Below are 17,355 nucleotides of genomic sequence, written 5' to 3'. Positions count from 1 at the left end.
CTTGAGGCGCGGGTCCGGGCAGAGCCCGGTACCCGGCGAAGCCGGGATCCCCGGGGCGCCGCCCCACACCCCGCGCCTCAAGCGCCGCCGAGGCAGGGCGTGGCCGAAACGGCCGACCTCCCGCCACCACCAACGCCCCGCATCAGAAGGAGAGACACCCCATGAGCACAACCACCGCTTCCACGACCCTCCGCGACGTGATCGGCCTCGACAACGGCCTGCCCCGGCTCGCCGACGCCACGCTCGTCATGATCGACTTCCAGAACACCTACCGCACCGGCGTCATGGCCCTCGAAGGCGCCGACCAGGCCCTCGCCGCCGGCGCCCGGCTGCTCGCCGCCGCGCGGGCCGCCGGGACGCCGGTGGTCCACGTGGTCAACGACGGCGGCGCCGACACCCCCTACGACATCCGCGCCGAGATCGGCGCGATCAGCCCGGAGGTGGCCCCGGCCGACGGCGAGCCCGTCGTGGTCAAGGGGTTCCCGAACGCCTTCCACGGCACCGATCTCCAGGAGACCCTGCGCACGCTCGGCGCGGGCACCGAGCTCGTCCTGGCCGGGTTCATGACGCACATGTGCGTCTCGTTCACCGCCCAGGGCGCCCACGCCCTCGGCTACCGCCCCACCGTCGTCGCCGAAGCCACCGCCACCCGCCCCCTGCCCGCACCCGACGGCACGGTCGTGCCCGCCGCCGTCCTCCAGACGGCCGCCCTGACGACGATCGCCGACCTGTTCGGCCCGGTCGCCCCCACCGTGGACGCCCTCACCGCCTAGTGGCCGTCCTGGCATTCATGGGCAAAGCGTGCCCCCGCGCCGCAGACGGCCGGCCGCTTGGTTGGCCTTCTCCGGGATGACATGCCGGATCCCGCGTCCACGCAGGCAGGCGCGGGTGCGACGGCCCCTGTCGGCGCTTGCGCCGTCGGGTGTCGCGCGAGACATGCCGGCGGCCAGGCGGGGCGCCCAGCGCCGCCCGCAGGAGCGCGTGCACCGACAGGTGCGTCACAAGGGCGCGATTTACTCGTTCGGGTCCCACTCTGCGAGCTGCTCCATCGGCTCGGTGTCGCCGGTGGTCTCCAGGACCTCGAGCGGGACGCGCGCGTAGAAGTAGAGGACCAGTTCGCTCGCAGCGCCTCGCATCGCCATGTCACCCGGCTCCGCGTCGGCGGCGAGGTCGTCGCAGCGGACGCCGTCGGCGTTGAGGGTCAGGCGCCAGGAGCGGCCCTCGGTCGCGTGCAGGTCGATGGTCGCCGGCTTGAACGGCCAGGGGACGGTCGTCGCCGAGACGGTCGTCAGGAACTCGTCGACGCCCTCGACCGCGACGTCCGTCGGCAGCGGCTGTGCGGCCCCCAGGGTGAGCTGGACGTCGTAGGTGTGGACGGCGATCTCCTGGATCTGGTGCCGGGCCAAGGCTCCGCTGGTCTCCGGGGCCTGCGAGCGGCCCCACCAGGTCCAGCAGCCGCGGTCCGGGCCGGCCTCGCGCAGCGCGTCGAGCATGAGCTCGGTCGACTCGGCGAGCCAGGCGTCCAGGGCTTCGCGGTCGCGGGGCGCGGTCGGGGCGCCCTTCGGGTCCGTCTTCGCCGGGGGCTCGGCGCCCGGGCCCGCCGCGACGATGGCGGCCTGGCGGCGGCGGCCGTCGCCGAGGTGCTGCGCCAGTTCGCGCAGCGTCCAGTCCGGGCAGGTCGGGACCTGGACGTCAAGGTCGGGGGCGGACGCGATCGCGGCCCGGAATGCGGCCGAGCGGTCTTCGATCAGCCGCAGGACCTCGGGGAACTCCAAGATTTTTTGCACCTCGGTTGTGTATCACGGCGCTCCGGCCGCCGGTAGCGAATTTGTTCGGACGACCCGTCGACACTCGACGCCCGGCGGCTGCCGGCTCCGGCTGAACACCGTCCGAGGCCGCCGGCCGCGATGCTTGCCGTGGGACTACGTCCAAGGACGCGGCCCGCCTGCGACCCGGGCCTGATCCGCGTACGCAGGGCGACGGCATAGCGTGCTGCTCGGGTCCGATCACCATCCGCCCCGAGGAGAGAACATGAGCACCACCGCGCCGGTATCGCTGGTCACGGGCGCCAACCGGGGTATCGGCCGGGAGACCGCGCGCCGGCTCGCCGCGCTCGGCCACACCGTCCTGCTGTGCGCCCGCCGTCCGCAGGACGCCGAAGAGGCCGTCGCCGCCCTGGCCCCGGCCGTGCCCGGCAGGCTGCTGCCGCACCGGCTGGACGTCACCGACGCCGACGGCGTCCGTACCCTCGCCCGCACCGTGGAGGCGGAGTTCGGGCGCCTCGACGTCCTCGTCAACAACGCCGCCATCAACTACGACACCGCCCGGCGCGCCGTCTCCACCGACCTCGACGAGGTCCGCCGCACCCTGGAGACCAACCTCTTCGGCGCCTGGCGGACCGCGCAGGCGTTCCTGCCGCTGCTGCGCCGCTCGGCCCACCCCCGTCTGGTGAACGTCTCCAGCGAGTCCGGTTCCCTGGAGCACATGTCCGGCGGAACCCCTGCCTACGGGATCTCCAAGGCGGCCCTCAACGCCCTCACCCGGAAGCTCGCCGACGAACTGCGCGCCGAGCGGATCCTGGTCAACGCCGTCTGTCCCGGCTGGATCGCCACCGACATGGGCGGCCCGGGCGGCGCCCCCGTCGAGCAGGGCGCCGCCGGGATCGTCTGGGCGGCCACCCTGCCCGACTCCGGCCCCACCGGCGGCTTCTTCCGGGACGGCGAACCGCTGGCCTGGTAGGCGACGGCTCCACCCGATGCGGGCGGACCGGGCGGCTAGGCGGGCTCGGCTCGCTCGGTTTCGTTCGGTCGGGTCAGGTGGGCCGTCAGGGACGCGCCGAGGGGGGTGTCGCCCGGGGACCAGGCAACGTAGCCGTCGGGGCGTATGAGGACGGCCTCGTAGGGGACTTCGGGGACGGGCCGCGCCTGCACCACCCGCAGGAGCGGCTCGAAGGCGCGGGCCTCGCCGCCGTGGCGCAGGGCTGCCTCCTGCCCGAACAGGAGCAGCAGGGGCCGGCCTCCCTGGAGCAGGGTGATCACGTCCGTGGTTCCGGCCGGGGTGGTGAGGGCCAGGTTCGGGAGGAACGTTCCTTCCCCGCCCGACGGCGGGCTCCCCGTGCACCCCGGCAGCACCGTGTCCTGGGCGCTGATCATGTTCCTGAGGTGCCCGGCGACCCGGTCCGAGCTCAGCAGCCCGCTGAACAGCGAGCGCAGCGCGTCGAGTTCGGGCCCGGGCCGCATCAGGGCCAGCTGCGCCCGCGTGTTGTCGATGACCCGCTGGGCGGCGGGCCTGCGCTCCAGGTCATAGGTGTCGAGCAGGCCCGCCCCGGCTCTCCCGCGCACGGCGAGGGCGAGCTTCCAGCCCAGGTTCAGGGCGTCGAGCACACCCGTGCTCAGGCCCTGGCCGCCGATCGGGAAGTGCGTGTGCGCCGCGTCCCCGGCGAGGAAGACCCGCCCCTGGCGGAAGCTGCGGGCCAGGCGGGCGAAGTCGCTGAAGCGGCTGAGCCACCGCGGCTCCGCCATGGCGACCTCGCGTCCGGCGATCCACGCCACCTCCCGTTCCAGCTCCGCCAGGGTGGGCTCCCGGTGGCGGTCGGTGTGGGCGCGGGCGCAGTTCAGCGTGCGTATGTGGGTACGGGGGCCGGCCGCCCCGCCGCCCGCCCGACCGGCCTCCCCGCCGGCCCCCGCGCCGCCCTCCACTGCCGCCGCTTCCGTCTTGGCCACGATCCAGCCCCGCGGGGTCCGGTGCCAGCCGTCGGCCAGGGCGCCCGGCTCCCGCAGGGTGACGGTGCCCATCAGGGCGGCCACGGTCGCCGGGTGCGTGTCCGAGGCGATGCCGGCCCCTTCGCGGACGAGGCTGCGCACACCGTCGGCCCCCACCAGGTACCGGGCGGTGCAGTCGACCGGGCCCTGCGGCCCCTCGGCCCGCACCGTGACCCCGTACGCGTCCTGCCCGATCCCGCTGACCCGGTGCCCGCGCAGGATCCGCGCGCCCGCCGCCCGGGCCCGGGCTTCGAAGAGCCGCTCCAGCTCCGCCTGCCGGCACTTGAGGATGGGCCCCGGCTCGCCCTCCGGGGCGGTGATGACCAGCCCGGGCAGGCCGGCGAAGTGGAAGGGACTGCCGCTCCCGTCGCCCGAGGGTCCCGCGTACGGGGACACGTGCTCCGGCAGATGGCCGCGCCGGGCCAGGCACTGCACCGCCCGGGCGTGCAGGGTCGTCGCCTTGGGCCGCTCGGCGACGTCGGCCCGCGCTTCGAGGAGCGCGGTGTCGATTCCGTACCCGGCCAGTTCGGCCGCGACCAGCAGGCCGACCGGCCCCCCACCGATGACCACCACGTCTGCTTCCACCTGCATGCGCTGCGCCCCCTGGTCCGGTCTTCGAAGACAAGCCGTGCCGTGCGCGACGTCCGCCGACGTGCGCGAGCCGCGGCCGGGCGGCGGGATCCCCGCGGCGCGGCACAGCCGGGCGCGGAGCGCGGAAGGAGTCGGGCGCGCTCGGTTCGTCCGGGGCGACGCGGGAAAAATATACCGGATGGCCGGTTCTTTTATAGGGGTTGTCGTGTAAAGCCCGTGTGGCGCGTGGATCCGTCCCGCCGCGCCGCCCCCGCTACGGCAGGGGTCCGCGCAGCGCAGACGGCACCGACGGCACCGACGGCAAGGACGACGGCACCGACGACATGGGGCCGCCCTCCGACCGTTCGGTCTTGCGCCCCTTGCTGCCCGGCGCCAGCGTGCGCGCGTCCACGGCCTCGGCCGGGGCCCCCTTCGCGTACAGCCCCTCCGGATCGGTGTCCCGGTCGTGGGGCAGCAGCCAGAAGACGCGGCGCCGGAAGGTGCCGGAGGAGCGGGACGGCTTGGCCCGCGGCCCCAGTTGGGCGTAGCCGACCATCCGGCCGTCGCGGTGGTAGGCGGGTTTGCCGCGGCGGGTGGGGAGCCGGTCCAGGCTCTGGCGGACGTAGTCGAGCCCGCTGACGTCCTCCAGCCAGACGAGCTCGACCTCGTGGATGATCTCGTCTTCGGTGATGAGGGAGCTCATACCGTCTCCTCGTGCGCGAGCAGGCCGATGCCCGGGTAGAACTTGCGCTGGTTGGACAGGATCATCTCCTTGGGCGACGCCAGCCCCACCGTCTCGCGGACGCGGGCCGCGAAGGCCCGGGAGGAGATGGCGGGGGCGCCCTCATTCTGGCACCAGCCGCGGTAGGCCGCGTAGAGCTGCGCCTGTTCCACCCTCAGGTCCGGCTCGAGGCGGCAGGATTCGCCGAGGAAGCGCCCGGTGTGGTCCTCGGTGTCGGCGTACGCGGTCGTCGCGATCCGCACCCGCTCGGGCCCGGTGAGGTCCTTGTCGCCGCCCAGGTAGCGGCCGGCGCCCGCGATGAGCCAGTTGAGGATGCCGGGGCCCTCCTCGGTCACCAGGATGTCCGCCAGGTTGTCGATCTTGCGGTCGTCGGACACGACGCGTTCGAACGGTATGAGCCGCATGCGCCGCCAGAACGCGAAGCCGCCGGTGCCGACCTCGGGCCGGTGGTTGCCCAGCAGCCACAGCTTGTGCGTGGGCTGGAAGCCGAAGAAGTCCTGCCGCATGCGCCGCGCCTTGATCCGGTCGCCGCCGGTGAGGAGCTTGACGCGGGCCTCGTCGAACTTGTCGCCCGGCTTGACCTCGCTGCACACGATGACGCGCCGGCCGTGCAGTTCGGCGAGGTCGGTGGGGTGGCCCTCGTACGGGCGGGCCATCAGGAATCCGGGCGGGGCCGCGTCCGCGTAGTCCCCGAGCAGCTTCATCAGCACGTCCAGCAGGACGGACTTGCCGTTCTTGCCGGAGCCGAACAGGAACGGCATCACCTGGCCGCCGACGTCCCCGGTGACGGAGTAGCCGAGCAGCAGCTGCAGGAACCCGGTCATCTGCGCCCCCTCCGGCCCGCCGCCGAAGGTGTCGACGAGGAAGCGGTCCCAGCGGGGCGTGGGGATCGGCTGCGGTGCGACCGTGGTGGAGCGGGAGTGGAAGTCCTTGCCGGGGACGGGGGCGCGCAGGCACCCGGTGAACAGGTCGACGATCCCGGCGGGCGTGCACAGGGCGTACGGGTCCGCGTCCAGGCGGGCGGCGTTCAGTATCATCCCGGGCGCCGACTTGGCCTGCGTGAGCATGGCGTTGATGCCGCTGGTGCTCAGGGCCCGGCGGCGGTGCTGGCGCAGGGCGGTGGCGGTGTGGGTGCCCGTGGGGTCGGTGGTGGCGATGGACTCGGCGAGGTCGCCCGCGGCCCACAGGACGGTGTCGTCCTCGTCGATCAGCCAGCGGGTGCTGTCCCAGCGGTACCAGCCGAGGCCCGGGACGTGCCGGTAGTCGTCGGCGTAGAGCCGGACGAACAGCTTGGCGTTGCCGCGGTCGCTGAGGGTGTCGGGCAGCAGCCCGTCGGCGGTGACGGGGGCCCCGCCGCCTCCCGCCGGGCCCGCGGCTCCCCCCGGGCCCGCGGCTCCGGCCGGTCCCGGGACCGGCCCCGCGGCCGCTGCGGTGGTGCCGTCGGGCTCCTGTGCGGGCTGGAGCGCGAGGATCTGCTCGGCGACCGCCTGCGCGTCGAACTCCTTGACCGCGGCGCTGAGCGCGGCGCTCTCCCGCTCGGCGGTCACAGGCGGCCCCGGGGCGGCGTCAGGGGCCGCTGCAGGCCCGCGCTGAGGCCGCTGCGGATGATGGCCCCGTAGCGGCGCTCCTGGCCGGGGCGGGCGTGCTCGGCGGCGTCCGCCAGGACGCGTTCGGCGTCGGCAGGGGTGAGCAGCCCGGCGGCGACGAGGCCCCCGGCGGTGTACGCGGCACGGTTGAGCTTCTCCGAGAAGGCCGCCCCCTCGGGTACGGCGGCGCAGGCGGCCACGATCGCCAGCACGGTGCCCAGCGCCTTGCCTGCACCCCGGCCGAGGGGCCCGAGGGCACCGAACTGCCCGCCGCGGGCGGCGAGCACGGCCTGCCGGGCCCGCGGCGGCACGGGGCGCGGGGCGGGGACGCCGGCCGGCGGCAGGTGCCCGGTGCGCTCCAGTTCCCGGGCGAGCCAGGCGGGCAGCGGCGCGGGCTCGCAGGCGTCGCCGACGCGGGTGTAGGTGCCCGCGGCGGTGACGGTGCCGGGCGCGACGATGTAGCCGCCGTGGGCCCGTACGTCGACCTGCCAGGCCAGGGCGCGCCCGGAGCCGGAGCCGGTGGAGCACTGCCAGCGGTGGCTGCCCCGGGCCCGGTACCAGACGTGCAGCCCGCCCGAGGGGGTCCGCACCCGGAGGGTCGCGGTGTCGGCGGCGGGGCTCTGCTCACGGCGCAGGGCGGCCAGTACGCCCAGCGTGTGGTAGCCGTTGGCGAGCCCCGTGAGGTCGACCTCGTCGGAGACGGCGATGCCCGGCAGGAGCCGGCTGCGGTCGGGCAGGGGCTGTTCGTGGGCGTCGATGTCGAGGACGACCAGGCCGGCCGGGCCGCAGGAGATCCCGACGCCGAGGGCGGGCTGCTCGCCCCACCAGCGGTCGATGCGGGAGAAGTCGAGGGTGGCGGCGTGGAAGCCGTGGCACCAGCGGCCGGAGCGGATGCACCCGCAGTCCCGGCGGTCGTGGCCGGGGGCCCGGCAGGCCTCGCAGTTGCCCACGGGGGTCTTGCGTCCGGGAGCCAGCGGGTGGACGGGCCAGCCCTTGCTGGCGCACCAGCGGGCGGTGGCCAGGGCGCGCCCGGCTGCCGGGCCCGGCTGCTCTGAGTCGCTGCGCTCTGAGTCGCTGCGGGAAACGAGCAGCTCAGAAGCCATTCCCATCCCCCGTCAGCGACCGAAGCGACTCAACCACGAACTCACCTTAGCGAAGGTCAGGTGCGGAAGAAGCACCTCCCACCACAAGAACACTGCGTGCTCCAGCGGCAGTTCGGCGGTGGGATCCCTTCCGGTTCCAGCGACCGAAGCCCTCCGCCCCCCAGCGACTGAAGCCCCTTCGGTCGCTGCCACAGTAGCTCGAAGGAACCACAGGTCAGAGCCACGACACAACCGAAATAGCGACTGAAGCGACTCAAGACCCCTATATATGACGCTCACACGCGCACGCATACACGCGCACACACGCACGCGGGAATGTCTTCATATACCCGGACCTTGAGTCGCTTCGGTCGCTGATGGCCCTGCACACCCGCTCTGACCTGCACTTCCTCTCAGCGACCGAAAGCTACCGAAGCCCCGTTCAGTCGCTGGTTTTCAGTCGCTGCACCGCCTCCGGGCCGGTTCCGGGGCCCCGAACGGCTCGAGCGGCCGTCAAGCGGGAATCGACTGCCCCCCCGTGTGGGGGACCCCAACGCCCCGGCCCCGCGCGCGGCTTCGGTCGCTTGGGTCGCTGTTGCTCCCCCTGGACGCCGGTGCGCCCCTAGACCGGCACTTCGCCCGGAACCCGCCTGGGGGGACTCTGGATGGTCGTGGCCGGTCCGGCGACGAAGATGTCGGCCGCACCTTGGATCAGGGCTCCGGGAGGCGCCACGAACAGTTCGGAGCCGGGGCAACGGCCCGCCTTTCCGGGGCTCACCGTCGCCCCGCACCGCCCGACAGATGAGGCCTGGCCATTGATGACGATCCTCTTCGAAATGGCGATGTAGTGCGCGTAGCCGGTCTTGTCGACGTTCTGATAGGCCACCCGGACATAAGCGCGCGGCACATCGGCCTGCTTTGCGGTGTCCACAGCGACACAAACCACGGCGATCATATAGCGACCGGGTACGCCGGTCACCGGGCTGCACCATTCCACGACCCCTTGCGTCGGGACTGCGGGAGAATTCACCGCGGATGCGGGGGAGGAAGGCACAGCAAAGCCGACGACGAGGGCGATAGAGCCCATCAGGACGGGCAGTTTGCCGCGCATTAATGATCACCGTCCTTTCCGGGTGCGGCACCACCGCCGCGACCGCCTTCCCTGGGGGCGTGCCCGTCACCTGGTAGCGGGCGGGCGGGTGGCGCGCCGGGCGCGCATGAGAGTCCCTACCGAGCCTACGTATTGAACTCCGGACTGAAGACATCCCTTGACGCGCTTCCGAAATCAGCACCCCAATGGAACTCCCCAATGCCACCTGCGGGATAAACGTGGTGCACTTTCGCGGAAGTGCATGTGTAGGACTTCTTCGGAGACAAAATACCGGTACATCCTCCCACGAGTTTGTAAGGAGTCCGTACGGCCAGCTGAATAAACACCTTCATACGCTTCTCGCTGAGGTTCTTCATGGATCCGGCCACGACGAAAACGCCGTAGGTGATGCTGGAATCCTCCTCGCCGATACAGACGGCGGCAACAGCATGTCCGCCACGACCAACGGGCAGATTGTCACTGCAAATTATCGGTGTACCCGAGCTCACGTGTTGCGCCCGCAGGGCCTGCACGGCACTCCGGACGGCGGAGGATGGGGACGATGCGGCGTCGAGTGAGGGCGGAGGGGCAGCCAGGCCGAGGTTCGCCACCGCTGCAGCGGCAAGGGCTGCTGCGGCCCTCACCAGACGGGTTGGGCGCACCATGGGTCTGCCTTCTTCCGGTGACCCCGATCGCAGAATGTCGCGGTACCGACCGTATGGTCCAAGTTTCGCACCGTTGTAGATGCGCGGCGAGCCCGGTCCGGCGGGCTCGCCGCGCAGATGCCGGCGGCGTCCCTCCGCCACGTCGGCCGAGGGGTGCGGGAAGCCCCATCTACCCGGCCCCGCCCGCGGCTTCGGTCGCTTGGGTCGCTACGGTCGCTCCCGGACCCCGAGGCCTCGGCGGCCCCCGGCGAAAGGAACCCGACAGGTGCACACGACGACCCGGCCGACGGCCCGCTTCGAGCAGGAACGGCCCCGGCTGCGGGCGGTGGCCTACCGGATGCTGGGCTCGCTCGCCGAGGCCGAGGACGCCGTCCAGGAAGCCTGGCTGCGCTACGACCGCGCCGACACGGACGAGGTGGAGAACCTGTCGGGCTGGCTGACCACGGTCGTCTCCCGGATCTGCCTGAACATGCTGCGCTCGCGCGCGACCCGGCGGGAGGAGCCCCTGGTCCCCGAGGTCCGCGTCCCGGACCCGGTCGTCACGCGCGAGCACGTCGTCGACCCCGAGAGCGAGGTGCTGCTCGCCGACTCGGTCGGCCTGGCGCTGATGGTGGTGCTGGAGTCCCTCTCGCCCGCCGAGCGGATCGCCTTCGTCCTGCACGACATGTTCGCCGTGTCCTTCGACGAGATAGCCGAACTCCTCGACAGGACCCCGGCGGCCACCCGGCAGCTGGCCAGCCGGGCCCGCCGCCGGGTCCAGGACCAGGCCCCGGCCCCCGACCCGGACCGGGCCCGCCAGCGCGAGGTCGTCGACGCGTTCTTCGCCGCGTCCCGGGACGGCCGCCTGGAGGCCCTGGTCGCGGTCCTGGACCCCGACGTCGTCCTGCGCTGCGACGGCGGCCCCCTGCGGGCCGGTCAGAGCGTCATCCTGCGCGGGGCCTCGACGGTGGGCTCGCAGGCCGTCACGTACGGCGCCCTGTGCCCGTTCGTCCGCCCGGCGCTGATCAACGGTGCCGCGGGCGTCGTGGTCGTCAAGGACGGCCGGCCGCTGTCGCTGATGGCCTTCACCGTCACCGACGGCAGGATCGCCGCCATCGACGTGATCACGGACCCGGAGCGCCTCCTCGCCCTCGGCCTGGCCGGCTTCGACGCCGCCTGACGCACCCGTACGTCCGGCCCCGGCGCGGGGGAACGCCGGGGCCGGACGGGATCGGGGGGATCGGGGGGCAGGGAGGGTTACGAGGCCCAGGCACCCGGAGGCTGGTAGCCGGGCAGCCCCCGCGGCCACAGCGGCACCGGGGCGGGCACGGCCTCGGGCTCCGGCTCGGGCGCCTGCAGACGAGCCGTCAGCAGAACGGCGAGCGCCGCGAGTTCCTCCATGGTGGGCGCACCCTTGACGATGCGCAGCGAGGCCAGGGGAAGTTCGGGATGCGTCACAGCGGCAGGTTTCCGTGTTTGCGGGCGGGCAGGGAGGCCTTCTTGGCGCGGAGCATGGTGAGGGCGTCGATCAGGCGGGTGCGGGTGTCGGCCGGGTCGATGACGTCGTCGACGAGGCCGCGCTCGGCCGCGTAGTACGGGTGCATCAGCTCGGTCGTGTACTCCTTGATCCGCTGGGCCCGTACCGCGTCGGGGTCGTCGGCCGCCTTGATCTCGCGGCGGAAGATGACGTTGGCGGCGCCCTCCGCGCCCATCACGGCGATCTCGTTCGAGGGCCAGGCCAGGGCGAGGTCGGCGCCGATGGAGCTGGAGTCCATGACGATGTAGGCGCCGCCGTAGGCCTTGCGCAGGACGAGGGAGATCCGCGGGACCGTGGCGTTGCAGTAGGCGTACAGGAGCTTCGCGCCGTGCCGGATGATGCCGTTGTGCTCCTGGTCGACGCCGGGCAGGAAGCCGGGGACGTCCACGAGGGTGACGAGCGGGATGTTGAAGGCGTCGCAGAACTGCACGAACCGCGCGGCCTTCTCGCTGGCCTGGATGTCGAGGACGCCGGCGAGGGCGCCGGGCTGGTTGGCGACGATGCCGACGACCTGGCCGCCGAGGCGGCTCAGGGCGCAGACCACGTTCTGCGCCCAGGCCGTGTGGACCTCGAAGTACTCGCCGTGGTCGACGATCTCCTCGATGACGGCGCGGATGTCGTACGCCGCGTTGGCGCGGGCCGGGACGAGGTCGAGGAGGCTGTCGCAGCGCCGGTCGGCGGGGTCTTCGAGGTCGCCTGTGGGGGCGAGTTCGCGGTTGTTGGAGGGCAGGAGGGAGAGCAGGTGGCGTACGTCCTCGAGGCAGCTCTGTTCGTCGTCGTAGGCGAAGGTGGCGACGCCGGAGGAGCCGGCGTGGCTGTCGGCCCCGCCGAGGTGTTCCATGGTGACGGCCTCGCCGGTCACGGCCTGGACGACGTCCGGGCCGGTGATGAACATCTGCGAGGTGCCGCGGACCATGAACACGAAGTCGGTCAACGCGGGGGAGTACGCGGCGCCGCCGGCGCAGGGGCCGAGGATGACGGAGATCTGCGGGATGACGCCGGAGTTGCGGACGTTGCGCTGGAAGATCCCGCCGTAGCCGGCGAGCGCGGTGACGCCCTCCTGGATACGGGCGCCGGCGCCGTCACAGAGGCCCACGATGGGGGCTCCGGCGGCCTCGGCGAGGTCCATCAGCTTGTGGATCTTCTCGGCGTGGGCCTCGCCCAGCGCACCACCGAAGATCCGGAAGTCATGGGCGTAGACGAAGACGGTGCGGCCGTCGACCTTGCCCCAGCCGGTGATGACGCCGTCGGTGTGCGGCCTCTTGAGCTCGAGGCCGAAGCCGGTGGCGCGGTGGCGGCGCAGGGCCTCCGTCTCCGTGAAGGTGCCCTCGTCGAAGAGGATGTCGATGCGCTCGCGGGCGGTCAGCTTGCCCTTGGCGTGCTGGGCCTCGGTGGCCCGCGGGTCGGGGCCGTCGACGATGCTGCGGCGCAGGGAGTTCAGCTCGGCGGTGCGCTCGCGCAGGGACGGCGCGGGGGCGGGGCCGGTGGCGGCCCGGGGCGCGGCCGGGGCGGGGACGGGGGCCGGGGGTGGCGGAGTGTGGACCGGCCGTTCCTCGGTGATGCTCATGCGGACCCCTTTCGGCGCGTGTGCGCCCGACTGGCTGGTTGGGCGCCGGTGAGGGTCGGCCGAGGCGCTAAAGGGGGGCTTGGGCGGGCACTTGCCGGGGGCGTCCCCGGCAGACCGCCGCGGTCCGGCGCCACGTCAGCGGACCCCGGCGGCGTTCTCGACAGCGTTCTCGGCGGCGACCGCCGTACGGGTGTCCTGCTCCGGGGCCGTGGCGGGCTCTGACAGGCCCCTGGTACTGCGGCGGCCGATGCGGAGGGCGAGCACACCGGTCAGCGCGGCCAGGGCGGGCAGTACGGCCATGCCGGCGATCACGCCCACCTGGGCGGTGTGGCTCTGGGCGGCGGCGTGCCCGGTGTCGGAGGAGGCGTAGCCGGAGGCGTCCAGGGCCACGGCGTACAGGAACGGGCCGAGGGCCAGGCCGAGGGACTCGGCGCCCCCGAAGAGCCCGGCCAGGGCCCCCGCGCGGGACCGTCCGGCCTCGGAGGCGGTGGTCTCGGCGAGCATCCCGTACAGGAACAGCAGCTGGCCCGCGTGACCGGTGCCGAGCAGCAGGAAGACCGGCAGGGCGCAGGCCGCGGGCAGGAGCGCAGTGGCCGTCAGGAGGAGGCAGGCTGCGGCGAAGACGGCGGTGGCGGCCCGCAGGCCGGTGCGCTGGCCCCAGCGGGCGCCGGCCCGGGTCCACAGCGGCACGGTGAGCAGGTTGGGCAGGACGAAGGCGGCGACCAGGGCGCCGGTGAGGCCGGGGGCGTGCAGGGCGTGCTCGGCGAAGTAGGGGCCGCCGGCCAGCAGGCAGCCCGTGGCGGCCACTTGGAGGATCACACAGAGCAGCAGGGCGGTGAACTCCCGCCGGCCGCGCAGCAGGACCCAGGGCCGCAGCAGCCCGGCCCGGGCGGGGGCGGTGTCGGCGGTCCCACTGCCGGTCCCGCTCCCCGACCCGGTCCCACTCCCCGACCCGGACCCGGCCCCGGACCTGACCCCGGCCCCGGCCCCGGCCCCGGCCCCCAAGCGCACACCCGCCTGCGACCGGATCGCACCGTACGTGGCCAGGGTGCCCGCGAGGATCAGGGCGGCGCCCAGCAGCCCGGCCCAGCGGTGCGCGGCGAGCCCGCCGCCGGCCGCGGCGACCACGGCCGGGGCGAGCGCACCCGCCGAGAGGGCGGCCACGGCGATCCCCGCGACCCGGGCCCCGACGAGCCGGATCCGCTCGGCGGGGGTGGCCGCGAGGTCGCCGGGCAGGGCTGCATACGCGGCGTGGAAGAACGCGAACGCCGTCGCGGTGAACAGGAATCCGGCGGTGGTGAGCAGGGCGCCCGTCAGGCCGCGGGCGAGGCCGGCGAAGGTCAGGGCGAAGCCCGCGGCCGCCCCGGCCCCGCCGAGGAGCAGGTGCGCGGTGCGGCGGCCGCGGTCGCCGAGGCGGCCCGCGGTCGGGGTGAGCAGGACGTCCCAGATCTTCGGGAGCAGGACGAGCGCGCCGGCGAGGGCCGCGCCGACCCCGAGGGTGTCCGTCAGGTAGGGCAGGAGCAGCAGGCCGGGCAGGGTCGTGAAGACGCCGGTGACCATGGAGCCGCCGGCGTAACCGAGCCGAATCCGCGTGCCGCGGGCAACCGGCATGATCCGTTCCTCCAAGACATCATGATGCGGGCAAGAATGCGACTGATCATGACGAGTTGGACGCGGGGCACCAGTCAGGGATTCCCCGGGCAGCCCCTGCGCGGCACCCGGGCGCATATCGCAGCCGCCTCGGACTTGACGGAAACGGCGCCGGGACCGGCCCGGTCCTCCGGTCGTCCTTGAGTGCCCCCTTGAGTGCCCCTTGAGCGGCGCTTGGGGCGCCGAGGCGATTCCGGGCTCTTTGCGTGTACCTTGCCGCTACTTTGCTGCCTCCATACCCTGTCCGTGAATTCCCTGACACAAACCGCACTTCACCTGCGGTTGCCTGAACTTCCTGCCATGCAGGCTCCGGTCAGCAGGGAGTGCTGGGAGCGTGACGAGGGATCAGCGAGGCTGGCGGTCAGTTCCATTGATGTAGGAGGGCACCGTGTCGCACGGGTCGCTTGAGGACACGGGCAGGCCGGCTTCCGCATCGGCTCCGCATGCCCGCGAGTGGGCGCTGCTGGGTGAGCAGCGCAGGCTCTGCCGTACGTCCGCCAGGTTCGTCACGCTGGGCGGGGAACCCTGGATCGGCAAGAGCCACCTGCTGGGCCGGCTGGCTTCGGAGGCGCTGCGCGAGGGCTGGACGGTGGCCCGCGGGCGGGCTCCGCGCGGGGGCCGGGGCCGTCCGTTCGACGTCCTCGTCGACGCTTTGGACGATCATCTGGCTGCGGCCGACGGCGACCTCTTCGAACGGCTCGGAGCCGAGCACGTACACCACCTGGCCCGGGTGTTCCCCGCCCTCGGCGGACCCGCACTGCCGCAGGAGCGCGAGCAGCACCAAGAGCAGCACAAGCACCAGGAACACGCGGTGTTCCGCGCGGTACGGGCCCTGCTGGGGCTGCTCGCCGAGCGCACCGGGGTGCTGCTCGTCCTCGACGACGCGCACCGGGCCGGGCAGGACGTCTGCGACCTGCTGGAACACCTCGTCCGCCATCCGCCCGAGGGACCGGTGCTGACGGTCGTGGCGCACCGCAGCGGCCCGGCCGCGCAGCGCCTGGCCGGGCTGGCCGACGGGGCGGCCCCGCTGGTGCGGATCGTGTTGCGCCCGCTGGGTGAGGGGGCCGCGCGGGGGCTGCTGCCGGCCGCCCTGAACCCGCTGCGCCGCGATCTGGTGCTCCGCGACGGGGCGGGCGTACCGGGCCTGTTGCGGGCGCTGGCACAGGCGGAGACCGACCGCCCGGGTCCGTCGCGCGGCCCGTACAGCGAGCTGGAACTCGCCACCGGGGTACCGCCTTTGCTGGCGGCGCCGCCCGGCGTCGACCTGCACACGCTGACCTCGCTGGCCTGGCGCACCGCATGCGCCGCGTCCGTGGTCGGCGACCCCTTCGCCCCCGGCCCCGTCGCCGACACCGCGGGACTCCCGCTGGCCGACATCCTGCGCGGGGTCGACGAACTCTACGGCGAGGGCCTGTTGGTGCCTGCCGAGCCGGCCGGCCGGTTCGTCTTCGCCCGCCCGGCCGTACGGGCCCTGGTGCACCACGCTTCGGGGGCGGGCTGGCGCCACGCCGCCCGGGAGCGGGCCGTGTCGGCCCTGCGCAAGGACCTCGGCAGCACGGCGCCGGCCCTGTCGGCGCTGCTGGAGTACGCGGCCCCGCTCAGCGGATCCGACCTGGAGCTGCTGGAACGCGCCGCCCGTGAGGCCCTGTTCCTCCAGCCCGCCCGGGCGGTGCGGGAGGCCCGCCGGGTCGCCGCGCAGCCGGACGCCCCGCCGGCGGCGCAGTTGCTGCTCCAGCGAGCCCTGGTGGTGGCGGGGCGCCCCGCGGAGGCCGTGGCGGGCTACGCCCGGCTGTGGCCGCAGCTGGACCGGGTCCCGGCCGAGGAGGCCGCGCAGGCCGTGGTGTGGCGGGCCCGGGCGCTGCGGCTGCTGGGGCAGTACACGCAGGCCAGGGCGGTACTGGAGGAGCGGGCCGGGGGCGCGGCCCCCGGCGGGCCGGAGTGGGAGGCGGAACTGGCCGCGCTGCTGCTGGAAGCGGCCGCCGCACCCGCCGCGCTCGCTGCGGCCCGGCGGGCCGTGGCGGCCTGCCCCGCGGACCGGCCGGCCCTGCGCGGGCACGCCCTGGCGCTGCTGGCGGCCGCCGGCGCGAGCGGCGGTCCCGCGGACGGGGCACGGGCCGCGGCGGACGAGGCCGCACTGCTGCTGGGCCCCCCGGACGACCCGGCGGCGGCCCCGCACCTGGAGGCGCTGCGCTGGCTGGGCGCGGCCGAGGGCGCCCTCGGCTCGCCGGCCCGCGCCCGGGAGCATCTGGAGCAGGCATTCCACATCGCCCTGCGGCACGGCCAGGGGCATCTGCTGGGACGCCTCGCGCTCGAACTGTCGCACTGGTGTCTGGAGACCGGGGACCCGGTCGCGGCGGCCCGTCACGTCGAATTCGCGGAGGCGGAATTCACCCGGTGCGGGAGCCGCGCACTCCTCGTTTCCTCGAACGGTTTGCGTAACCGTATTGCACGGTCATTCGAGGAACGGGAAAGAAGAACTCCGACTGTTCGACTCAGCGGCCGCGAGGAGGAAATCGCGGAATTGGTCGGACCCGGCCTCACGAATCAGCAGATCGCCGACCGGCTGGAAATCAGCGTGAAGACCGTGGAGACGTACATGGCCCGGATCTTCAAGAAACTCGGCGCGAATTCCAGGGCGCAGGTCGCCCATATCGTCTCGGGTCGCCGACCCGGCCGCTGAGCTACCCGCGGCCGGGTTCAGGCCCCCGGGCCCGCGGCCCGCCGAGGGCCGCCCCTGCCCGAAGTATTTGCCGACGGAAGGACCGCGGGGAACGCACGGCAAACGTGCGGCGAACGAGAGTGCCCCGCCGCCCCGCCCCCGGGGAGCGGCGCGGCGGGGCACTGGTGCGACGGTCGCGGCCCGGGGTGCGCGGCGCGGGCCGGCCCCTCGCGCACCGGCGGACCCGGGGGCGGTCTCCGAGCCCGGCGCAACCCTCTGACCGTCGACAAACACGTAGACAAACGGGCAGGCCGCCCCCCGGCGACCTGCCCGTCACATGCCGCCGGGGGGGGGGGGCGGGCCGCCCCCCCCCCCCCCCCGTGACGGGCCCCAAAGAGGGCGGCCCCCGGGGAGCCCCGGCCGCGGCCGGCGCGCGGGCCCGGTAGGGGGCCCGGCCCCCCCCCGGC

The 17,355-nt window shown here is 73.9% G+C and carries 14 protein-coding genes and 1 pseudogene; 4 read left to right on the top strand and 11 right to left on the bottom strand.

All coding sequences use genetic code 11. The features are described 5' to 3' along the window. The first annotated feature begins 161 nt into the window (after positions 1-161). Positions 162-773, top strand: a complete 612-nt coding sequence (locus tag ABZ924_RS34875) for an isochorismatase family protein (RefSeq protein ID WP_361919111.1) — start codon at positions 162-164, stop codon at positions 771-773. Positions 774-806: 33 nt separating this feature from the next. On the opposite strand, the pseudogene ABZ924_RS34870 reads toward ABZ924_RS34875, so the two are convergent. Next, positions 807-908: pseudogene (locus ABZ924_RS34870) on the bottom strand (IS5/IS1182 family transposase); the annotation flags it as partial. A gap of 105 nt (positions 909-1,013) precedes the next feature. Continuing rightward, the gene (locus ABZ924_RS34865; protein WP_361919109.1) at positions 1,014-1,787 is read right to left on the bottom strand and encodes a maleylpyruvate isomerase family mycothiol-dependent enzyme; all 774 of its coding nucleotides are present in this window, start codon (positions 1,785-1,787) and stop codon (positions 1,014-1,016) included. Between the two features lie 244 nt (positions 1,788-2,031). On the opposite strand from ABZ924_RS34865, the gene ABZ924_RS34860 reads away from it, so the two are divergent. After that, complete coding sequence (locus tag ABZ924_RS34860; RefSeq protein ID WP_361919107.1) at positions 2,032-2,739, top strand: SDR family oxidoreductase; 708 nt, start codon at positions 2,032-2,034, stop codon at positions 2,737-2,739. Between the two features lie 35 nt (positions 2,740-2,774). On the opposite strand, the gene ABZ924_RS34855 is transcribed toward ABZ924_RS34860, so the two are convergent. From ABZ924_RS34855 to ABZ924_RS34830, 6 genes are all read right to left on the bottom strand, one after another. After that, a complete protein-coding gene (locus tag ABZ924_RS34855; RefSeq protein ID WP_361919105.1) occupies positions 2,775-4,352 on the bottom strand; it encodes an FAD-dependent monooxygenase in 1,578 nt (525 codons plus the stop codon). A gap of 253 nt (positions 4,353-4,605) precedes the next feature. Continuing rightward, entirely contained in the window at positions 4,606-5,034 is a 429-nt protein-coding gene (locus ABZ924_RS34850) for a DUF6009 family protein (RefSeq protein ID WP_361919103.1), read from the bottom strand. Next, positions 5,031-6,620: a phage/plasmid primase, P4 family gene (locus ABZ924_RS34845; protein ID WP_361919099.1), complete on the bottom strand. Its 1,590-nt coding sequence runs from the start codon at positions 6,618-6,620 to the stop codon at positions 5,031-5,033. The genes ABZ924_RS34850 and ABZ924_RS34845 overlap by 4 nt, the downstream gene beginning before the upstream one ends. Then, a complete protein-coding gene (locus ABZ924_RS34840; protein WP_361919098.1) occupies positions 6,617-7,762 on the bottom strand; it encodes a bifunctional DNA primase/polymerase in 1,146 nt (381 codons plus the stop codon). The genes ABZ924_RS34845 and ABZ924_RS34840 overlap by 4 nt, the downstream gene beginning before the upstream one ends. A 601-nt stretch (positions 7,763-8,363) precedes the next feature. Then, a complete protein-coding gene (locus ABZ924_RS34835; RefSeq protein WP_361919096.1) occupies positions 8,364-8,852 on the bottom strand; it encodes a hypothetical protein in 489 nt (162 codons plus the stop codon). A gap of 125 nt (positions 8,853-8,977) precedes the next feature. Beyond that, on the bottom strand, positions 8,978-9,496 hold the full coding sequence (locus ABZ924_RS34830; protein ID WP_361919094.1) for a hypothetical protein: 519 nt from the start codon (positions 9,494-9,496) through the stop codon (positions 8,978-8,980). A 265-nt stretch (positions 9,497-9,761) separates the two neighbouring features. On the opposite strand from ABZ924_RS34830, the gene sigJ reads away from it, so the two are divergent. Further along, on the top strand, positions 9,762-10,655 hold the full coding sequence (gene sigJ, locus ABZ924_RS34825; protein WP_361919092.1) for an RNA polymerase sigma factor SigJ: 894 nt from the start codon (positions 9,762-9,764) through the stop codon (positions 10,653-10,655). A gap of 77 nt (positions 10,656-10,732) precedes the next feature. Here sigJ and ABZ924_RS34820 read toward each other — a convergent pair whose 3' ends face one another. The 3 genes from ABZ924_RS34820 to ABZ924_RS34810 form a co-directional block, all read right to left on the bottom strand. Further along, positions 10,733-10,933 carry an acyl-CoA carboxylase epsilon subunit gene (locus ABZ924_RS34820; RefSeq protein ID WP_361919090.1) on the bottom strand — a complete coding sequence of 67 codons (201 nt, stop codon included), beginning with the start codon at positions 10,931-10,933 and terminating at the stop codon, positions 10,733-10,735. Further along, a complete protein-coding gene (locus ABZ924_RS34815) occupies positions 10,930-12,579 on the bottom strand; it encodes an acyl-CoA carboxylase subunit beta (protein WP_361919088.1) in 1,650 nt (549 codons plus the stop codon). The genes ABZ924_RS34820 and ABZ924_RS34815 overlap by 4 nt, the downstream gene beginning before the upstream one ends. A 135-nt stretch (positions 12,580-12,714) precedes the next feature. Continuing rightward, entirely contained in the window at positions 12,715-14,190 is a 1,476-nt protein-coding gene (locus ABZ924_RS34810; RefSeq protein ID WP_361919086.1) for an MFS transporter, read from the bottom strand. Positions 14,191-14,617: 427 nt separating this feature from the next. On the opposite strand from ABZ924_RS34810, the gene ABZ924_RS34805 reads away from it, so the two are divergent. Beyond that, positions 14,618-16,909 (top strand): LuxR C-terminal-related transcriptional regulator, encoded by a 2,292-nt coding sequence (locus ABZ924_RS34805; protein ID WP_361919085.1) that lies wholly within the window; start codon positions 14,618-14,620, stop codon positions 16,907-16,909. Positions 16,910-17,355: the final 446 nt, after the last annotated feature.

Origin of the sequence: Streptomyces sp. NPDC046876, assembly GCF_040645035.1 — a bacterium.
In the GTDB taxonomy this organism is placed as follows: Bacteria; Actinomycetota; Actinomycetes; order Streptomycetales; family Streptomycetaceae; genus Streptomyces.
The sequence above is the reverse complement of the archived record's forward strand: the minus strand, read 5'-3'. Positions and strand labels throughout refer to the sequence as shown.